Source organism: Priestia sp. J2 (genome assembly GCF_020790095.1).
Taxonomy (GTDB): domain Bacteria; phylum Bacillota; class Bacilli; order Bacillales; family Bacillaceae_H; genus Priestia; species Priestia zanthoxyli.
Map to the genome: position 1 here is coordinate 3802336 of NZ_CP086208.1, position 18645 is coordinate 3820980.

An 18645-nucleotide genomic window follows, 5' to 3' on the forward strand; every position below is an offset into this window, starting at 1 on the left:
TCTTATTACTCAACGCCAGCTTCAGTCAGCTCTTTTTTCTTTAGTTCCATAATCGTGAACTTATCGGTATAGTTTTTGCTGATGAACAGCTGGCGTTCATCATCGTTATTAAAATAAAACTTTTTATCGTCCTGATATTGAAAATTCACTTTTTTCTTTTTCATTTGTTTAATAAACGTTAAATAGTCATTTGAATGAATGAGGTACCTCTTAGGCTTATCAGATATTTGAACAACATCTTCACCTGAAGACTTTAATTTTACAATACTCCATGCAATGGGAAGAGGATTACCTTCTTGAAAGATCGTTTTGTGAAAAATAAGCACAAAGAAAGCAGCTGTAACAATTGAAATAAGAACAAGCTGTTTTTTCACCGTCTATCACCCTTTCTTCACGTCGTTACTACGTTAAGTAATACGACAGGCGTATGAAAAAACCTGTTCATCCGCAAAGGTTGTGTAAAGAAATAATGCAAAATCAACAAAATATAACAGTTTGGTTACCTTTTGATTAAATAACATTACTTCTTTACAAATTTAGCTAATCACGTGATAGACTAAATTCAACATATTAAGTCAGGACTAAACTAAATGAGGTGTTGCGTATGACCACAATGCGGCTTCAATCATACTTAACAACAATGTTTCCAAATGTTCAAATGAAAAGACCTCTTTTTTATAACGCGCCTGCGGGTATTCGCTTTACGCTTACCAATCAAAAAGGCGTATGGGAACGAGAATACATGAAAAATGTGTACGCACGCGCTTACGAAATTTTTGAAACACTCCATGAAAAAAATGATGAGCTGCTGCTTGTTTTCAAAGCGAATGCTGCACAGGATGATTTACTTTTAAAAAAGAAAAAAGAAACAGCTATTAAAAAATTCATCCGCTCTCGCCTGAAGAAACAAGAAGTTCAATCCGTAGCATTATTAAATAACGCTGAGTATATTATTGCCTGTAAAACAAATGATGTGAAAGAAAAGCTTCTTTTGCAATCAATTGCCAACCGTGATCTTCATATTCATCCGGCTATTGAAGAAGAGTGTTACATTGTGAATTTGAATAAAGAAACCATCTTCCACCTATACGACGAGCGCGGCCTGGACATCGTATCAAACAATCAGTCTTCTCTTCAACTGCTTCAGCAAAAGTTTCACGACTGGATTCTAGATATTGATGCAGCTTGTTCAAAAAAAGTACAGTAAAAAAGCAATCATTCAGTAAAGGAATGATTGCTTTTTTATTAGGCTTGATGGACAGGAGACGCTTTTTTTAAAAACAGCCAGTTGATAAGAAAGAGTAGGAAGCTTACGATAACCATTGTTCCGAATGTAAGCAATAACGACCCGCTCGAAAAGCTTTTTATAAAATGAATAATCGGTTCTTTTGTTACTGGAATTGTGAACAGTAACACCAGAACAGCACCGCTGATCATCCCTCCTGTTTGCCCGAATTTGTAAACAATGCTGCCAAGCAAACACGCGGCTGCTGTAATAAAAAAGATAAAGACAGCGTCCGTTAAAAAGTGAACAGCGAGAGTAGGATCATGGAAGATAAAATCACTTGCATAATAAAGCTGAACATTCATTAAATTCAAACTATTAATCACCTTCATTGAAATGCTCATGATGACAACATTGATAAAAGACATTACAATTGCAAATAGAGCAAAAACACAGGTCATCGTTGAAAGATATGCTTTACGAGTAGCTCCTAACTTTAAGCAAAAGGAAAAACTTTTTCGAATGATAATAAAACTTACAATACCTGAAAAGATATACTGCGGCATACTTGTTACTAACAGAAGATGCTCATTCACCTGACTGAACACTAAAATATCTACTGCAACAAAAGCTAGCAGAATCGTCCAAAAGCGAATCATTAAATACTTTAGTTCAACGTAGAGCGAATAACTAATGGCTGCAAACTGTCCTTTCATTACGCTACACCTCCACGATTGGCTGTAAGATAAATCATAATATCCTGTATGTGAACGGCTTCTACATGAAACGAACTGTCGACAAGTTCTTCAGCATAAATATCTTCATTAAACAGCACTATTTTTTTCTCTCCCCCGAATACTTGTTCATGGATGACTTGCTTTCCTTTTTCATACTCTTCAATTTGACTTTTAGGTCCTTTCACACTTACACAGCGCTGCTGCAAATTTTCTGCTGTATCCTGAAGAATCAGCTTTCCTTTTTGCATAATAAGTACTTCTTCAAACAAATTACTTACTTCATCAATTAAGTGCGTTGAAATAATGAACGTGCGTGGATATTCTTCATATTCATCCAATAAAAGCTCATAAAAGCGCGCTCGCATCGCAGCATCAAGTCCAATATAAGGTTCATCAAAAATTGTGATGCTTGTGCGAGAAGATAACCCAACAATAATTCCTAACGCTGATTCCATACCTTTAGACAATGCCTTCACTTTCCTATTACAATCTAAATCGAACTCTTCCATAAGCCTCTCAGCAGCTTCCTGGCTCCAATAAGGATAAAAAAAGGAGGCAATTTTTAGCACGTCTTTGACTTTTAATGTTTTTTTGAAATTTCCGCTTTCGTTAATTAAGCAGATGTTTTGTAGAACAGAGCGGTTTTCAAACGGAGATTGATTTCCCACTTTTACCTCTCCTGTTGTAACTGGAATATGTCCGGCTACAATTTGCATCAGAGTCGTTTTACCTGCTCCGTTTCTACCTAGCAGTCCGTATATTTTATTTTGTGCTAGCGTAAGTGAAATATCCTTTAACACTTGCTTAGATCCGTAGCATTTATTTAACAGCTGCGCTTCTATATTCATTCTATTTCCCCCTTGTCTAACAGCTCTTTTAACTCGGTTACCGTAATTCCTAAATGCTGTGCTTCTTTTTTCAGCGGAACGATAAAACGGTTATAAAATTCTTCTTTTCTTTGTGTAAGCAACACTTCTTTGGCACCCGCACATACAAACATCCCGATCCCTCTCTTTTTATACAATATTCCGTGGTCAACTAGCTGATTAATTCCTTTAGCTGCCGTTGCAGGGTTAATGCGATACATTTTGGCAAATTCATTCGTAGACGGTACTCTTTCTTCTTCTGGAAAAGCATCATTTAAAATATTCTCTTCGATGGTTTCTTTGATTTGTTGAAAAATTGGTCGCTGATGATCTAATGATTGTTTCATTTTGACTACCTCACTTAAGTGGTTCATTACTCATGTAACTAACTATATAACTAACTGGTTATTTTTTCAAGTGTTATTTCCAAAAAAAGAAAAAAAGTCCGTCAGTTAGTTACTGACGGACTTTTTCATTTGACTGTTGAACCACTTTACCGTTCTTTTTACTAGCTCATCCTGCTGCTCTTTAGGAGAAATACTGGCTTTGTTGTCGCCTTTTTGTTTCCCGTACATTCCAAACTGTGCGTGATTAGCTCCTTTTACTTGGACCAGCTCCGTATTTTTTGAAAGTAAATGCTTGGTTTCTTTAATTTTTTCAGGCGTCGACAAACCATCTTTCTCACCGGTTAAAGACAAAATAGGGTAAGTGGAGGTTGAAAAATCATTTTTATTCATCGGATACGATGCTAAAAGAACTAAGCCTTTTATTGAGTTTTGATGATCATACGCATAAGACGCTGCACTCACTCCTCCAAGGGAATGCCCTCCGATAAACCATGCGGCAATCTTCGGGTAGCTCTTCACAATATCCGTCGCTTTATTTTGACTAAAGAAGCTCATATTAAACGGAGAATCTACAACAGCAACAAGATATCCTTCATTTGCAATTTGCTGAGCATAATAGCCATATGCTAACGGCTCTACTTTAGCACCTTGATAAATAATATAGCCGGCCTTTATCTCTTTGTTCGTTTGAGGCTTAAATACGTAATAATCGTCTTTTTTCACTATTTTTTTCTCATCTACCAGTGAGTGAAGCTGTTTTGAAGGTTCATAATCAAAACCCGACCATATAACAAAAAAAGCCGCGGTTACTGCAACAAGAACGGCAAGACTGACTCCTAGTATTTTTAACGTTTTTTTCATGTCACTCCCTCTTTCTGTTTTTTTACTATGTACTCTTTTTATATCTTTTAGACATTTTACATGTTTGTTTCAAAGACATACAAGAAAAAAGAGGGGCTCAATATGCATGAAGCAGCAAAAGTAACGTAAACCATTACAAACAATCAAGCAGAGAAAGCTAAAAATTCGGCTGTAAGCTATAATAAGGGGCAGTCTCATTAGCAGACAACCTTCATTAATGAATATCTCGTTTCTTAAACCTTCCTCCCCTGACTTCAGCAATAGCTGCTACAGCAAAAAAAGCAGATGGATCTATCTCATCGATAATCGCTTTTAACTTTGCTTCTTCAAGCCTGGTAATAACACAAAAAATCACTTTTTTATCATCTCCCGTATACGCACCTTCCCCGTTTAAATACGTGACGCCTCTCCCTAAACGAGCAAGGATTGCTTCACCAATTTGTTCATATTGTTCGCTAATAATCCAAGCTGACTTGGACTCATCTAAACCTTGAATCACAATGTCAATCGTTTTAAAAGCAATGAAGTAAGCCATTAAAGAATACATAGCGCGATCCCAGCCAAATACAAAACCGGCACTTCCCAAAATAAATAAATTAAAAAACATAATCGTCTCACCTACGGAGAACGGCGTACGCTTATTAAATAAAATAGCTAATATCTCGGTTCCGTCTAAAGAACCTCCGTATCGAATAACAATTCCTACTCCCACACCGAGAACAATTCCGCCAAACACAGTTGCTAAAAGAGGGTCGCCTGTTAAGACCGGCAAGTCGTGAAAAATAGAGGTAGCAATGGATAGAATGATAACACCTAATAGCGTAGATAGCGCAAATGTTTTTCCAATTTGCTTGTATCCAATAAAAAAGAATGGAAGATTTAATACGAAGATATAAAAGCCGATTTGAACATCCGTTAAGTGGGATAAAATAATAGATATACCTACAATTCCACCGTCAATAACCTCATTAGGGACAAGAAAAAATTCTAGCCCGACGGCCATTAAAAGAGCCCCCACTAAAATAAATAGCATACGCTTTACAATCATTTTAGCTGATAGCGAACGATGAACAACCTTTTTTATTTCATGATTCGTTTGCAGCACATAACTTCCCCTCCTTTTTGTGATAGAGACATCAATTACTAACTAAACGCTCTATTTTAATATTATCACAAAATTCAAACTATTTATCTGCTCTTTTACAAAAATTTCATCTAACGAAATAAATTATGCATATATTGGATAAAATTGTAGATGATAACAAGTGAATAAATGCCCGAGTACGTTCAAAAGTGAATGCACCCCGACCACTTTTCATACGGGATTAACAGGACAAACTTAGATTAAAAGGAGAGTAAAACGTTATGAACCGTGTAAAGATTATTGCTGCTTCTTTACTCGCAGTTTTATTGCTAGCTTTTTCAGATAATTTCACTTCTGCAGCTGTGCAGGAGGCAATGATACGAGTTGTGCATGCATCACCTGATGCACCTGAAGTAGATATATATGTGGACAATCAAAGCATCGTAGTCGGCGCATCGTTTAAAGATGTGACAGATTACCTTAAGGTACCTGCGGGGTCTCATAAAGTAGAGGTATATGCTATAGGTACAAAAGGAAAAGAAAAACCTGTCATTTCCACTAATGTAACCGTCGAAGCAAACAAAGCCTACACCCTTGCTGCTATTAACCAAGTTGCACACTTAGAATTAAAAGTAGCTCAAGATGATATGAACGTAGCTAAAGGAAAGAGTAAAATCCGAATTGCTCACTTTTCTCCAGATGCTCCCGCTGTTAATGTAGGTATTAATCACGGCCCTGCTTTGTTTAAAGACACTGCTTTTAAACAAATGACAAATTATTCTGAAGTAGATGCCGGAACTTATGATTTAACCATCGCAACTAGTCAAGACAATAAAAAAATACTGGAAATTCCAAACCTTAATTTAGAAGCCAACACGGTCTACACGGTGCTCGCTATTAACAAAGCCGACAGCCTTGAAACGCTGTTATTAAAAGATAATACCGCTATGCCTTCCGAAATGCCAAAAACCGGTATGGGCGGTGCTTCAGAGGATAATTATAATTCAATTGTGCCGGTTCTTACTTTATTGGGAATTGGAGCGGTCGCTATATTTGTTGTTCGTCGTCACAGAGGATACGAAAGCGAATGAAATGGATAGGAGGGGTTTTCACCTTTTCTTTTATACTATTCATGAGCAGCTGGTTTGCCCAATCAGCATTTGCAAACAGCTCGACGGATTTTGTTGTGAAGATGGCTGAAACAAAATCGGCTCAATCCTTGAAATCTTCAGGGACCGCTTCTACACCTCTTCCATCTCAGCTTATTATTCCGAAGCTTCATATCAAGGCTTTTATAAAAGGAATGGGCCTTACTAATCAAGGTGAAATGAGCGTTCCTGATAATGGTCATGATGTAGCATGGTTTAAGCTTGGAGCAAGACCCGGAGAGGAAGGAAATGCGGTCATTGCAGGACATGTTGATGACCAAAAAGGACCCGCTATCTTCTATCATCTCGACAAGCTCACAAAAGGAGATGAAATTTTTGTAACCGATCAGCAAGGTCAGCAGCTGGCCTTTGTTGTTACCAATAAAGCTTCTTACCCCCGAGAGTCTGCTCCTATCAGAGAGATTTTCGGTCCAACTTTTCAACACCAGCTTAATTTAATCACCTGTACGGGAACATTTGATCATAAACAGAAAACTCATGAGCGCAGACTCGTTATTTATACAAGCCTCCGCCCGGAAAAAACAGCCGATGTTTCTCACTAAACATCGGCCTTTATTACTTTTAATTACACACTGGTTCGTTTTATTTAAATATTTACACAGCCTTAATATGAACACAACATCTCGCTGGTAAACTAATGCACGACCCCTCAATAAAAAGGAGTTTTGATATGAGACTAAAATGGTGGTTTGTAAGCTCACTCACTTTTTGTTTATGCGGTATTTTTATGTTTATACATACGCAGGCAGCTTCTACTCAAGCAGAAAAAGTAGCCATTATTGCTCATCGAGGCGCATCAGGATATGAGCCAGAGCATACGATGCAATCTTATCTCACGGCCGTCCAGCAAAAAGCGGATTACATTGAACTTGATCTTCACATGTCTAAAGATCAGCAGCTTGTAGCCATTCATGACTACAAAGTTGACCGCACGACAAATGGAACAGGCTATGTAAAACAGTATACAGTGAAGCAGCTTCAGCGTTTGAACGCAGGAAAAGGCCCTAAAAAAGCCGTCATTCCAACTTTAGAAGAAATATTCCGTACGTTTGGCAATCGAACAAACTATTATATTGAAACAAAATCTCCTCATGAATATCCAGGTATGGAAAAGGAGTTGTTGACGTTGATGGCTAAGTACAACATTCATACCGATCACGTCATTGTACAATCATTTAGTCCTGAAAGCTTAAAAACCATCCATCGATACCGACCTACTATGAAACTAATTCAACTGATTCGTTCTAAGCAAACCAATATGTTAACAGATCAGCAGTTCAGACAAATCAAAAAGTACGCAAACGGCATCGGTCCTAATGCAAACACGCTGACAAAGTCATATGTACAAAAAGCTCGCTCATATGATTTAGACGTTCATCCTTATACAGTAAATGATGAAAAGCAAATGAGAATGCTTATTGAGTGGGGCGTAACCGGCATGTTTACTAATTACCCGGATCGTCTTTATAACGTGCTTCATAATAAATAAACACTTGCCGCGGCAAGTGTTTATTCTTTATACATCTCTTCTATTAGCTCTCCACAAGTACAGGCTAATTAATGCTATGGCATAAAGCAAAGCCCAGCCAAACACCAAAAATTTGTTTAATCCTTCGTTAATAAATTGAATGATTGCAGATACGGGTGGCAATACATACAGCAGCAGTCCGCCTCCTTGATACGGAAATGAAACACCTGCCGCTGCAAGCGTAATGATTAAAATAAATAGAGGTCCAAACCACGATAAGCTGCCTTCTCTTACAACATCTCTTGTAAAAACAAGACCTATGCTCATACCAAGCAAACTAAACGTCCAGTGAATAATAAACCCAAACACCATTTGCTTAGTGGATATATCCACTTCAAACATATCAAGCAGCACGGGATAGGCAATTGAAACCGCTGATAAAAATGTAAACAGCAGAACACAGCTAATAAGTTTGCTCGTAAAGTACTTATTCTTTTTCCCTACGTGAAGTTTTGTAATAACTTCTTGACTGGAATCTTCCGCGTGAAACAGCGACATTGTAAACCAAGTGGTTAGAAAAAAGAGGAAAAGCGCCGTATTAAAAAAGCTATCAAGCACCGGGTTCGGTCTATATGTATAGTTCATACACAGCGAAATAATATAAAGTGCAAGCGGCGGAATATATCGATACGATTTAATATATGTAATAAAATGATAGCGAATCAATGCACCCATCTTAAATTTCTTCCCTTTCCATATGATATAGCTTTACAACTTCACCTTGAACAGCAAGTAATTCTGCAAGAAACTCGTTTACATATTTTTTATCTATATAAAAAATCCAGTAGTTTCCGTGCTGTTCAATTTTCGTGCACTTTTCTTTTAATAAACGAAGTGGCTTATTAAGAATCACATTTGCCTCAATAACCGTTAAATGCTCAATGAGTTGAACGCGCTCATTTTTTAAAATGCGCTGTGACCCAATGGTGATAACACGATCTGCTACAGCATGTATGAGCCTTTCTTCATGACACGTAAATACAATGGTCATCCCTCGTTCTTTTAGCTTTGTAAAAATTCGTTCTACTTCTAGCTGAGCACGCGCATCTAATCCTGATAGAGGTTCATCAAGCAATAGCAGCTTAGAAGAACTCAGCAGTGCTTGCATCATGTTGACTTTTTGCTTCATTCCTTTTGAAAAAGAAACGATTTCTTCATGTCTAAACTCTACCATTTCGAAAGTTTCGAGCAGCTCTTCAATTCTAGAGCTGCGCTTTTTCTTAGACAATCCTTGAATTCGTCCCATGTGCTGCAAATAACCTACTAGGGTAAAACGCAGCTCCTGAGGAAATTGCTCTACCACAAATCCAGGCGTACCGGTTTCTTTATCAAGGTGAATTGTTCCTTTAGTCGGTTTAGATAATCCGCCAATTAGCTTTAAAAACGTACTTTTTCCCGCCCCGTTTTTTCCAACAATCGCAACAGTCTCTCCTTTATAAAGGGTCGTATGAATGTTTTCTAATACGGTATGTTTTTTGTATACTTTTGCAACATTTTTTAATTCAATCAGTTTTTCCATCCGCTGCCTCGCCTCTCCATAATCCTATATGTTAAATCATAGCATATTTATGGGGAATGTGCTTCCATCTCTATACGTTTCAGCTAAATTTTTCCCGTACAAAAAAGCCTTTGATATGATCAAAGGCTTTTTATAGACAATACCATATGCTCTTCATCAATAAATTCACCATCTACTTGAAGAGCTCTTTTTTCATACGCATAAGAAGTAAAACCGAGGCTTTTGTATAGGGCTTTTGCCCCTTCATTTTTAGCAGCGACAGCTAGGTAGATTTGCAAAACATTCGTTTTGGAAAAAGCTTGTTCAACAGCGGCTTTTAACAGCTTCTTCCCAAGACCTTTCCCCCTTGCTTCAGGGGCTACGTACATGCCCCAAATATCTCCTTTATGCTGAACTTTTAAAGGCTTTTGCTGCTGAAACCCTACAATCCCTACAAGCTGGCTTTCCATAAAAGCTCCTACTACAAATTCTGATTGGCTGCTTGGAAAATAATTTCTGATATCAGCAATTTCTTTTTCATATTCTTCTTCATAACTTAAAATAAAACTTTCGGGATGATCTTTTAAAGCACGAAGACGGAGTTCAAAGTACACGTCAGCGTCTTCTTTTGCCAACAATCGTATATTCATCTTTTCACCTTAGTTTCTTATGTTTTAATTAGCTATTAAGGACTGTACACGCTAAATACTTCATTCCACCGATAAAGCTCATAATAATTTCCCGGCAGGTCTAAATCTGAAATGAGTACCTTGTCATTTTTCGTATCTTTTACGCGCGTTAAAAGATTTGCTTGTTTTCGATTTGTACGAATCCACATCGTTTGATTCGTTGCTTTATGATAAACAGGCGCGTAATCGCCTAAGCCTTTTTGCGGAAATGTGAACTGACTTTGCTTATTGGTCTTTACATTCATGCTATATAAAAAAGGCAGCGGCCTCTTTTTTTCATCATTCGACCACCCTGCTTCGGGCACACGTGAAATGATGATGTTATCTTTTTCTGTCCAAGTGAAATCCCAATCTGCGAAGCCTTTTGGCGTAAACACATGTTCTTTAAAAACGGGCATCTCTTTTAAAGTGAACTTTTTATTTTCGGTGGCAAATCTTCCTTCTCCATTAATAAATGCCAGTACTTGCTCTTCATTACTCCACTTAAACCAATTGGGTACATTAAGCATATCTCCCACCACTTGAAAAGCTTTTCCTTCTTTTGTAATGATGCACAGCTTATTTGCATCTGCAGACATCGAAGCCGTTGGAATAGCGATAAAACTAATCCATTGACCGTTAGGAGACCATTTAAAGCTGCTTGTTGTATACGCAAAAAATGAATCATTTTCTGCTGGCAGCGTCGTAAAAGCCTCTACTTTTTTCACATCTAACCCTGCATATTTGCTCACTGTATATAGCTTTACCGGTCCCCATCCCGTGGGCGCCAGCGCAGCAGCTGACGTAATTAAAAATCGATCTCCTTCCGGAAACCATGAAAACTGATCAACTCCTATGGCTACACGCTTCTTTTCATGCGTTTTAACGTTGTAATATACTAAGATTCCATTCGAAATATACGCAAGCTCCTCGGCAACCGGTGACCATTGATAATGAGTCACATCATGTTCAACAAGCAGCGGTTTTCCTTTTAACGGTGCAATCATTAAAGAATCATTTTCTGCATACGCAACTATATCTCCATGTGATGACCATTGAGGCATAGAGGCATGACGGGCATAGGATAACTGCCTTTCGGTACCGTTATCATATACCCATAGGTTTCCTTGCCGTATAAAACTGACCTTCACTGTATTGGCAGCATTTATTTGCATAGGGAACAACATAAGAAAAAGCAGACATAACGCTATTTTTTTCACCATGTTCACTCCTGTCTTTTTTTATAGCGTTACACAAATCTCCTCATCTCATCACATTTTTGAAAAAATAAAAAAGCGCAGCGGATAGCTGCGCTTTTTGTATATTATGATTTTGACTTAGATTTTGGTGATGGCTTTGTTTTAGCTTGTGCTGCATTATTGGCCGCATCTTTTTCTTTTAATAAACTCATACGTTTTTTCAAGTAGTAACCTTGTCCAATTCCGAATAAGTTACCAATTACCCAATATAGTGCAAGAGCAGATGGAAGTGAAATTCCCGCTACTAAGATGAAGATTGGCATAATGTTCATCATCATTTTCATTGGAGGTTGAATTTCATCCGTCATACTTACACGAATTTGTAAGAATGTCGTAATCGCTGCAACTACCGGTAAAATGAAGTAAGGATCTGGCTTTCCTAAACTTACCCATAAGAATGAATGCTGCGCAATTTCATGCGTTCGTGCAATGGCATTATAAAATGCGATAATAATAGGCATTTGAATAAAGATTGGCAAACATCCGCCAACCGGATTAATTTTATGCGTTTGGTAAAGCTGCATCATTTCTTTTTGCTGCTTTTGCTGTGTTTCCGGATCTTTTTTACCAGCATATTTCTTTTGAATCTTTTCCATCTCTGGACGAAGTGCTTGCATAGCCATCGTGCTCTTTTGCTGTTTTAAAATAAGTGGCAATAGAACTAAACGAATGATAACCGTCGCAATAATAATAGACAGACCATAGCTTCCGCCTGCCCACTCAGCAATTTTCGTTAATGCCATAGATAAAGGGTAAACAAAATAATGATCCCAGAATCCGCCACTTGTAGCCGTAACCGGTGTTTTTGTACTGCTACAGCCGGCTAGAGCTAAAAGAAGCGCTCCCATTAAACCAAGCAATAATAATTTTTTATTTCTTTTCATATTCTTTCCTCCTAATAATGACTAAATGTATGAAGTGTTTTTCAGAAGGAAAGGATCTTCTTCATCATTATTCTTCTCTTTAACTGGTGTTTTTCTATACACATGTATAAATACATTTCGTCTTTTCCATATCGTTAATACTGAAGGATCGATCCCTGCATTCACATGGTCAGTGACAGGTTCCGCATGAAAAGCCGTAAACCTAGCTTCACGAAGCATATAATAACAAAGGATGTATAAAACGAAAGCAGATAAATACGGCGCATATAGAAAAAGATCGTGATAAAATTCCATGTGCCAGCTCTCTTTCTGACTATAATAGTACAATCCAATATATGTAGTGTAGCATTTACGTTCCTGTTACACAACATCAACTTATCTCTTTGACTGTTCTACGTATTACTTTTTAAAAAGTTTCATATTTACGACACAAAATTTGCTCACCATAAAATATGATGAGCAAATCTAATACCATTCTCTATTCTCGTATGCTTAGCGCTGGTTCTCAGTCTTCTTTTAGTTTCATGAACCACGTAACGCCGAATGCTACACCCACAGAAATAATCATACCGATGATATAGTGAATTAAATTGCTCATACCAAGCGGTGCGGCGATTGCCATCATTGGAATACCTGTGAGTCCGTATGCATTGGCTACTACGTGCATAAGTACAACGTAGCCTCCCCCGGCTGCCCCGCCTATAGCCGCAGCAATAAATGGCTTGCGAAGCCGTAAATTGACGCCAAAGATAATCGGTTCTGTAATTCCTAAGAAAGAAGAAATAGCCGCCGGAATCGCAATTTTTTTCGTTTTGGCATTTTTCGTCTTAAAGTAAACAGCCAGCCCTGCTCCTCCTTGCGCTACATTCGCGCAGGCCCAAATAGGAAGTAAGAAGTTAACACCAATCTTCGGGTTAGCAAGCAGCCCTGCTTCAATAGCATGAAAACTATGCTGCAGGCCTGTTAATACAATGGTTGAATATAAGCCACCAAACAAAATTCCTGCAAACACTCCGGCTACATCGTATAGAGACTGAAGGCTAATGGAAATTAAATCTCCAATATAGCGGCCGAAAGGACCAATAAACACAAGTGACACAAAGCCCGTGATAATAACAGTTAAAAAAGGCGTAACAAGTAAATCAACCGAATTCGGCACAATTTTCCGCAGGCCCTTTTCAATTTTACTCATCACGTAAATAGCTAATAAAATTGGAACGACCGTACCTTGATAGCCAATCAGCGGAATACTTAAGCCAAACAAATCCATATATTCTGGCTTAGCATCTGCTAATGTCCATGGATTTAATAACATCGAATGCGTCAAAATCCCTCCGATAACCGCTCCAAGATAAGGGTTTGAACCAAATTCTTTTGCAGCTGAAAACCCGATTAAAATCGGTAAAATGATAAATGCTGCGCCTGAGAACATGTCCAATAAAACAAATAACGCACTATCTTCTGAGACCCAGTGGAACGCTTTCATCATACCGAGCAATCCCATTAATAAACCGCTTGCTACAATGGCTGGAATAATCGGAACAAAAATATTGGAAAGCATGCGGGCAAAACGGGCAAATGGGTTCATCTTCTTCTTCATTTCTTCTTGGTGATCTACTGGGGCAGCAGCCTCTTCAGCGCCTAATTCTTTAACAAAAGCAGCGTGGATTTTATTAACGAGACCGGTTCCAAAAATGATTTGAAACTGTCCTGAATTTGAAAAAGCCCCTTTTACATCCTCTATTTCATCCAAACCTTTTTGATCGATTTTGCTTTCATCTCGAATAACGAGGCGCAAACGCGTAGCACAGTGCTGGGCACTAGCAATATTTTCTTTTCCTCCCAAAAGCGGAACAAGCTTTTTAGCAATTTCTTTTACGTCCATCTTACTTCCTCCTTGTTGTATGTCATAAAAAAAGCAAGACCTAAAACACGCTTATAAAAGACACACTTGTCCTTTATGCGCATTCTAGGTCTTGCCTGCTTTACCAGTCACAATCCCGATTATTCAATTAATACGCTTTCATTGTACTCAATGCAACAATATTCGTCAATGCTTTTTTCTATATTCTTTGCTCTATTCGGCAAATGTGAAGCGTGATGTAGCCTAACTCCGCTTCTGGAAAATTAATGTCGTACTCCTCTTTGACAAATTGCTTTATCGTTTCAGCACACTGATACGATTTTTTATATTTGACTTTTAATACGTCGAGCATCTCTTCATCCATCTCATGAAAAGGTTCATTTTGCGCTAAACGATTTAACGCAAAGCGCAAGTGAGTCAGCAGACGCTGATAGGACATGCTGTTTTCATCAATCTCCATATTCAGCTCTTTTTTTATAATCGTAACCATTTCATTAATAATCGTTGTATTCATCATGAGCTGCTGCATTCCTGGTGAATTCAGTTTCGCCGTATGAATATGAAGCGCAATATATCCCGCTTCATCAATCGGCATCGTGATGTCTAACCTCTTTTTGATATGCTGAAGAGCCCACACTCCTATTGCATACTCAGGCTGATAGAGTGATTTAATTTCATTAAGCAATTTATTTTGGATGGAAATTCCGCGGGCTATCCTTTCGACAGCAAAGGATAAATGATCGCTCAAAGCAATATGCACATGATGACTTAGCGTAGCAGAAAGCTGCTGCTCAGCATACGAAATGATTTCTTCCGCCACTTGAATATGCTCTTCAGGAAGATTTTTTAATAGTTCTTGAAACTTTTCCTGTTCTTCTTTCATGACAAAGACTTTCTCCACTTTTGCAGCATTAATAAGATCATTTTTACCTTTTTGAAAAGCGATGCCGGGACCCATCGCAATCTTTTCAACTCCGCCTTCCTTAAAGACAACGGCGTTGTTATTTAACACTTTTAAAATCTTCAAATGCGCTCTCCTTTCTTAAAGGAAAAGGCCTTGCTTATTACTTCATCGTTACTTTTGCACAAGCAGTTTCGCCTTTTTGAACCGTCCCTTGAGCCAAAATTTCGAAACTTTCACTTGCATCACTATTTGTAACAACAATTGGTGTGATAATGCTTTTCGCTTTTTCTTGAATAAGCGCTAAATCAAATGTAATAAGAGGTGTTCCTACACTTACTTTGTCACCTTGTGTTACGTGAGCTTCGAATCCTTCGCCTTCCATTGCCACTGTTTCAAGGCCGATATGTATTAATACTTCTGTACCGGCTTCTGTTTTTAAGCCTACCGCATGTTTTGTATGAAAAAGCTGAACGACTTCCCCAGCAACGGGTGAAACAACTTGTCCTTCTGAAGGTTCGATTGCAAAACCGTCTCCCATCATCTTCTGTGCGAACACTGGATCTGGCACTTCGCTGATTGGCAGGATATTACCTGAAAGCGGAGCTAGAACGGTTGTTTCTTTTGATTTTGTCTTATTACCAAATAATTTTTTAAACATCTCAATCACCCTTTTTTAGATTGTACTTGTAGCATACCCCAATGATTCTGCAGAAAAACTTCTCCTATCCTGATGGTACATTAACATGGTCATTATTTAACCATGCTTTTTTTGTCTTGTAAATAAAAATGTATGCGTGTTTTCATAAGAAGTGCGTTCTCTATGCCGCACTTCATGTAACCCTTTATACATCTTTTGAAGGGTGGATATTAAATTTTAAACCTAAAAAAGAGGTTAAGACATAAACAAATGAATCCAATCTAAAGACGAATAACTCGTATACATGAGCCGAACCGCTTTTGACACCGCAGTTGATTTCCGTGCACGACTTCGCTTTCCGCGGGCGGATGCTGAGCCTCCTCGTCGCATACGCTCCTGTGGGGTCTCACCTATTCCGCTTTTCCCGCAGGAGTCTTCGGCTTGCCCTCCAATCAACTGCTAGAAAGACTTACAAACATGAAACCTACGTTCACCGTAACAAAAAAAACGAACCACTAATCAAACATCTTGATCAGTGGTTCGTTTTTCACTTCGTCTAAAATCCTTTTGTCCCAGCCTCTTGAGATTAGAACGTTGACGCAACTTCTTTTGCTTTTTCAGATGCTTTTGCTAGAATATTGTCTGCTTCTGCTGGCGTGTAAGCCATGCCTTCTGCAACAACCAGTTGGAAATCTTGAACACCAATGAATCCCATTACTGTACGTAAATAGCTTTGAGTAAATTCTAGCTCTGCCGCAGGGCCTTCTGAATACACGCCTCCACGAGCTTCTAGTAATACTACCTTTTTATCTGAAGCTAATCCTACTGGACCATTTTCAGTATATTTAAACGTTTTTCCTGCAATTAAAATGTTATCAATATATGCTTTCATTAGTGGAGGGAAACTTAAGTTCCACATTGGAGCTGAGAAAATAACTTTGTCAGCTTGTAAAAACTGCTCTACTAATTCACCCATACGCGTTACTTTTTCTAACTCAACAGCTGATAATTCTTCACCAGCTCCAGCTTTTCCCCATGCTGCTAAAACATCTCCATCGATGAATGGAACTGTTTCTTTATACAGATCAAGCGTTGTCACTGTATCAGTCGGGTTTGCTGTTTTATACTCATCTAAGAAAACCTGTGCTAAACGAGTTGAAAATGATGCTTCATCAACCTGTGGATTTACTTTTACATATAATACATTTGCCATAAATGTCATCTCCTAAAAAGTGTATATTATTATCAATTCGAGATATTACTAAACAAATTATCTTTAATTCGAGATTTATTATATAACGTCATTTTTTATGCGTCAACCTTTTCGCACAAAAAAACTCCGCAAGCGGAGTTTTATACACATTGAAATTCTCGAATTTGATTCACATCTACCCCAGCATACACCCAGAAAGATCCTGTCCAGCGATATCCTGCAACTGAGCGTCTGCCTACAAAGGTTGGGTAAAACCAGTAAGGTCGACCATTTCTCGGCCATATATAGGTGTATCGGTATAGGCATCCTGAAATAGCGCCTGGATCAACAGCATAAAGTGATGGACCTCCTGAACCTAGCTTTGGTGCAGGTGTAAAACCTGGCGGCGGACTTGAAGGCGGCTGCGCTCCTCCCTGCGGCGGAAACCCTTGGCCCCCTCCTCCAGGTGGCGATGGTGGAAAGCCTTGACCTCCTCCTCCAGGTGGCGGCGGCGGAAAGCCCTGACCTCCTCCTCCAGGTGGAAACGACGGAAACCCTTGGCCTCCTCCAGGTGGAAACAAATTTTGAAAACGTGGATCGTATTGATATGGATACATACGCACTCCCCCTTTATAATGCTTGCTACGTTACAATATGCATCATAATGAAGATAGGTGAATGTCTACTTTTACCTTCTATAGACTAATTGAACGATGTCAAACTTGGTAAGCTTAAAGAGGAGCCTTATGGGAGAAAGTAATAAATCCAACACGGAAACTACTTGCGTGTTGGATCTGCTTGCGGAAAATACTTTTCAATAAAATTATACAGCCAAAATACGGTAATCAAAATAGGCGCTATCAGAAAAGGATGTTGAACCCACATTTTCACCAGTACCTTTTCAAATGACGGAATCGATTTTAACACTTGAAATAACGAGCTTCCGCTAAAAATAACGCTCGTTCCTATCAATAAAAAAGACAGCGAGTTAAATTGATCTATCCACATACTCATAGAGATATAAAAACTAACACTCGTTCCTATGCCCCCCATTATTCCGCTTAAAATACTTTTTACCGAAAAAGGAATCCCCACAAACCATCCGGCTCCTAGTCCTGCACACCCTGCTAAAATGCTAGAAAAAAGCAGCGGCTGCTCAAGCCAGAGACATGCATTCACTCCAACCACTAAGGTAACATGTATTCCTACGTGAAGGGAAATTCTTTTGCCAACAGGCTCTGAAACATAATGATGGTAGCGCCCGCTATAAAAAATTGTCCACCATAATAATAAAAATGCTGTCAAACTTGCCCCTATAATCATAAACACACCTCTCTACGTTATGATTCTATTAATCTCTATCTATTATTTTCCTAATATCCTGTGTCTCTTATTCGGTAATCTACCCCATGCCTTCCATACGTTCATCAGTAAGAAAGTAGACTATGACTGTTTACTTGTAGGGAGCTAAGAAGTTGAATGTCTGCATGTAGAAAAAGATAGTGTAGAACACTTTCTCTTACCTTTACTATTATTCATATGTATAGCTTGCTAGATTTAGTCCTCGCAGTTTAGAATTTTTCAGTCGTTCATATGAAACTATTTGCCCCTTTCTTTCGTTATATATATACACGTTTCTTTATCTTTTCACGTGCAAAAAAAGATAAATTCCTATAGTATGTTTTCATATTAACCTTTAAGGAGATAAAGAAGATGAATTGAATCAATCCTTACAAATAGAGTTTTTAGAAAAAAGAAATTGTTATCATTTCTCCTATTTATGTTATAGAATAATTCATGTATAATAAAAGGCTGTATGGTAACGCAGCTTGCGACATATCTTTTCTTACTTTTAGCAAGTCTATATTCAAAGCAAAAACTGCAAAGCGGGGTTAGTGCGACTCTTCATTAATCGACTTTGC

General features: G+C 38.3%; 22 protein-coding genes. 4 read left to right on the forward strand and 18 right to left on the reverse strand.

The window, feature by feature from the left end:
• Nucleotides 1–5: 5 nt before the first annotated feature.
• Entirely contained in the window at nucleotides 6–374 is a 369-nt protein-coding gene (locus LJY09_RS19725; RefSeq protein ID WP_028415092.1) for a hypothetical protein, read from the reverse strand.
• Between the two features lie 230 nt (nucleotides 375–604).
• On the opposite strand from LJY09_RS19725, the gene LJY09_RS19730 reads away from it, so the two are divergent.
• Complete coding sequence (locus LJY09_RS19730; protein ID WP_013058688.1) at nucleotides 605–1207, forward strand: DUF3885 domain-containing protein; 603 nt, start codon at nucleotides 605–607, stop codon at nucleotides 1205–1207.
• A gap of 38 nt (nucleotides 1208–1245) precedes the next feature.
• Here the strand turns inward: LJY09_RS19730 and LJY09_RS19735 are convergent, their stop codons facing one another.
• The 5 genes from LJY09_RS19735 to LJY09_RS19755 all read right to left on the reverse strand — a co-directional run bounded on the left by LJY09_RS19735 (nucleotide 1246) and on the right by LJY09_RS19755 (nucleotide 5141).
• Complete coding sequence (locus tag LJY09_RS19735) at nucleotides 1246–1941, reverse strand: hypothetical protein (protein ID WP_033579869.1); 696 nt, start codon at nucleotides 1939–1941, stop codon at nucleotides 1246–1248.
• Nucleotides 1941–2810 (reverse strand): ABC transporter ATP-binding protein, encoded by an 870-nt coding sequence (locus LJY09_RS19740; RefSeq protein WP_028415094.1) that lies wholly within the window; start codon nucleotides 2808–2810, stop codon nucleotides 1941–1943. Before LJY09_RS19740 ends, LJY09_RS19735 begins: the two co-directional genes overlap by 1 nt.
• The gene (locus LJY09_RS19745; RefSeq protein WP_028415095.1) at nucleotides 2807–3175 is read right to left on the reverse strand and encodes a GntR family transcriptional regulator; all 369 of its coding nucleotides are present in this window, start codon (nucleotides 3173–3175) and stop codon (nucleotides 2807–2809) included. Before LJY09_RS19745 ends, LJY09_RS19740 begins: the two co-directional genes overlap by 4 nt.
• 105 nt (nucleotides 3176–3280) lie before the next feature.
• On the reverse strand, nucleotides 3281–4036 hold the full coding sequence (locus LJY09_RS19750; RefSeq protein ID WP_098999616.1) for an alpha/beta family hydrolase: 756 nt from the start codon (nucleotides 4034–4036) through the stop codon (nucleotides 3281–3283).
• 214 nt (nucleotides 4037–4250) lie between these two features.
• On the reverse strand, nucleotides 4251–5141 hold the full coding sequence (locus LJY09_RS19755) for a YitT family protein (RefSeq protein WP_013058693.1): 891 nt from the start codon (nucleotides 5139–5141) through the stop codon (nucleotides 4251–4253).
• Between the two features lie 260 nt (nucleotides 5142–5401).
• Here LJY09_RS19755 and LJY09_RS19760 point away from each other — a divergent pair, with 260 nt between their 5' ends.
• From LJY09_RS19760 to LJY09_RS19770, 3 genes are all read left to right on the forward strand, one after another.
• Nucleotides 5402–6211: a DUF4397 domain-containing protein gene (locus LJY09_RS19760; RefSeq protein ID WP_028415097.1), complete on the forward strand. Its 810-nt coding sequence runs from the start codon at nucleotides 5402–5404 to the stop codon at nucleotides 6209–6211.
• Complete coding sequence (locus LJY09_RS19765) at nucleotides 6208–6831, forward strand: class F sortase (protein WP_028415098.1); 624 nt, start codon at nucleotides 6208–6210, stop codon at nucleotides 6829–6831. Before LJY09_RS19760 ends, LJY09_RS19765 begins: the two co-directional genes overlap by 4 nt.
• A 128-nt stretch (nucleotides 6832–6959) precedes the next feature.
• Nucleotides 6960–7778, forward strand: coding sequence for a glycerophosphodiester phosphodiesterase family protein (locus LJY09_RS19770; RefSeq protein ID WP_028415099.1), 819 nt, complete (start codon nucleotides 6960–6962; stop codon nucleotides 7776–7778).
• Nucleotides 7779–7805: 27 nt separating this feature from the next.
• Here the strand turns inward: LJY09_RS19770 and LJY09_RS19775 are convergent, their stop codons facing one another.
• The 12 genes from LJY09_RS19775 to LJY09_RS19830 form a co-directional block, all read right to left on the reverse strand.
• On the reverse strand, nucleotides 7806–8492 hold the full coding sequence (locus LJY09_RS19775) for a hypothetical protein (RefSeq protein ID WP_028415100.1): 687 nt from the start codon (nucleotides 8490–8492) through the stop codon (nucleotides 7806–7808).
• A 1-nt stretch (nucleotide 8493) separates the two neighbouring features.
• Entirely contained in the window at nucleotides 8494–9336 is an 843-nt protein-coding gene (locus LJY09_RS19780; protein ID WP_028415101.1) for an ATP-binding cassette domain-containing protein, read from the reverse strand.
• 119 nt (nucleotides 9337–9455) lie between these two features.
• On the reverse strand, nucleotides 9456–9965 hold the full coding sequence (locus LJY09_RS19785; RefSeq protein WP_033579864.1) for a GNAT family N-acetyltransferase: 510 nt from the start codon (nucleotides 9963–9965) through the stop codon (nucleotides 9456–9458).
• A gap of 35 nt (nucleotides 9966–10000) precedes the next feature.
• Nucleotides 10001–11206 carry a TolB family protein gene (locus tag LJY09_RS19790; RefSeq protein WP_034328202.1) on the reverse strand — a complete coding sequence of 402 codons (1206 nt, stop codon included), beginning with the start codon at nucleotides 11204–11206 and terminating at the stop codon, nucleotides 10001–10003.
• A gap of 101 nt (nucleotides 11207–11307) precedes the next feature.
• Entirely contained in the window at nucleotides 11308–12126 is an 819-nt protein-coding gene (gene yidC, locus LJY09_RS19795) for a membrane protein insertase YidC (protein WP_014458568.1), read from the reverse strand.
• 505 nt (nucleotides 12127–12631) lie between these two features.
• Nucleotides 12632–14011 (reverse strand): sucrose-specific PTS transporter subunit IIBC, encoded by a 1380-nt coding sequence (locus tag LJY09_RS19800; RefSeq protein ID WP_228307410.1) that lies wholly within the window; start codon nucleotides 14009–14011, stop codon nucleotides 12632–12634.
• Nucleotides 14012–14189: 178 nt separating this feature from the next.
• Nucleotides 14190–15017, reverse strand: a complete 828-nt coding sequence (locus tag LJY09_RS19805; RefSeq protein WP_028415104.1) for a PRD domain-containing protein — start codon at nucleotides 15015–15017, stop codon at nucleotides 14190–14192.
• A 37-nt stretch (nucleotides 15018–15054) separates the two neighbouring features.
• Complete coding sequence (locus LJY09_RS19810) at nucleotides 15055–15552, reverse strand: PTS sugar transporter subunit IIA (protein ID WP_098999610.1); 498 nt, start codon at nucleotides 15550–15552, stop codon at nucleotides 15055–15057.
• A gap of 234 nt (nucleotides 15553–15786) precedes the next feature.
• Nucleotides 15787–15987 (reverse strand): hypothetical protein, encoded by a 201-nt coding sequence (locus LJY09_RS19815; protein WP_099331239.1) that lies wholly within the window; start codon nucleotides 15985–15987, stop codon nucleotides 15787–15789.
• Nucleotides 15988–16117: 130 nt separating this feature from the next.
• Nucleotides 16118–16744: an FMN-dependent NADH-azoreductase gene (locus tag LJY09_RS19820; protein ID WP_014458563.1), complete on the reverse strand. Its 627-nt coding sequence runs from the start codon at nucleotides 16742–16744 to the stop codon at nucleotides 16118–16120.
• Nucleotides 16745–16884: 140 nt separating this feature from the next.
• On the reverse strand, nucleotides 16885–17340 hold the full coding sequence (locus LJY09_RS19825; protein WP_028415107.1) for a hypothetical protein: 456 nt from the start codon (nucleotides 17338–17340) through the stop codon (nucleotides 16885–16887).
• A 160-nt stretch (nucleotides 17341–17500) separates the two neighbouring features.
• On the reverse strand, nucleotides 17501–18046 hold the full coding sequence (locus tag LJY09_RS19830; RefSeq protein ID WP_028415108.1) for a hypothetical protein: 546 nt from the start codon (nucleotides 18044–18046) through the stop codon (nucleotides 17501–17503).
• Between the last annotated feature and the right edge of the window lie 599 nt (nucleotides 18047–18645).

Excerpts from the sequence above, each read along its gene's own strand:
- LJY09_RS19735 (WP_033579869.1), bottom strand. The coding sequence starts at position 1,941 with ATGAAAGGACAGTTTGCAGCCATTAGTTATTCGCTCTACGTTGAACTA.
- LJY09_RS19790 (WP_034328202.1), bottom strand. The coding sequence starts at position 11,206 with ATGGTGAAAAAAATAGCGTTATGTCTGCTTTTTCTTATGTTGTTCCCT.
- LJY09_RS19750 (WP_098999616.1), bottom strand. The coding sequence starts at position 4,036 with ATGAAAAAAACGTTAAAAATACTAGGAGTCAGTCTTGCCGTTCTTGTT.
- LJY09_RS19730 (WP_013058688.1), top strand. The coding sequence starts at position 605 with ATGACCACAATGCGGCTTCAATCATACTTAACAACAATGTTTCCAAAT.
- LJY09_RS19800 (WP_228307410.1), bottom strand. The coding sequence starts at position 14,011 with ATGGACGTAAAAGAAATTGCTAAAAAGCTTGTTCCGCTTTTGGGAGGA.
- LJY09_RS19745 (WP_028415095.1), bottom strand. The coding sequence starts at position 3,175 with ATGAAACAATCATTAGATCATCAGCGACCAATTTTTCAACAAATCAAA.
- LJY09_RS19775 (WP_028415100.1), bottom strand. The coding sequence starts at position 8,492 with ATGGGTGCATTGATTCGCTATCATTTTATTACATATATTAAATCGTAT.
- LJY09_RS19760 (WP_028415097.1), top strand. The coding sequence starts at position 5,402 with ATGAACCGTGTAAAGATTATTGCTGCTTCTTTACTCGCAGTTTTATTG.
- LJY09_RS19830 (WP_028415108.1), bottom strand. The coding sequence starts at position 18,046 with ATGATTATAGGGGCAAGTTTGACAGCATTTTTATTATTATGGTGGACA.
- LJY09_RS19820 (WP_014458563.1), bottom strand. The coding sequence starts at position 16,744 with ATGGCAAATGTATTATATGTAAAAGTAAATCCACAGGTTGATGAAGCA.
- LJY09_RS19740 (WP_028415094.1), bottom strand. The coding sequence starts at position 2,810 with ATGAATATAGAAGCGCAGCTGTTAAATAAATGCTACGGATCTAAGCAA.
- LJY09_RS19825 (WP_028415107.1), bottom strand. The coding sequence starts at position 17,340 with ATGTATCCATATCAATACGATCCACGTTTTCAAAATTTGTTTCCACCT.
- LJY09_RS19765 (WP_028415098.1), top strand. The coding sequence starts at position 6,208 with ATGAAATGGATAGGAGGGGTTTTCACCTTTTCTTTTATACTATTCATG.
- LJY09_RS19770 (WP_028415099.1), top strand. The coding sequence starts at position 6,960 with ATGAGACTAAAATGGTGGTTTGTAAGCTCACTCACTTTTTGTTTATGC.
- LJY09_RS19785 (WP_033579864.1), bottom strand. The coding sequence starts at position 9,965 with ATGAATATACGATTGTTGGCAAAAGAAGACGCTGACGTGTACTTTGAA.
- LJY09_RS19780 (WP_028415101.1), bottom strand. The coding sequence starts at position 9,336 with ATGGAAAAACTGATTGAATTAAAAAATGTTGCAAAAGTATACAAAAAA.
- yidC (WP_014458568.1), bottom strand. The coding sequence starts at position 12,126 with ATGAAAAGAAATAAAAAATTATTATTGCTTGGTTTAATGGGAGCGCTT.
- LJY09_RS19810 (WP_098999610.1), bottom strand. The coding sequence starts at position 15,552 with ATGTTTAAAAAATTATTTGGTAATAAGACAAAATCAAAAGAAACAACC.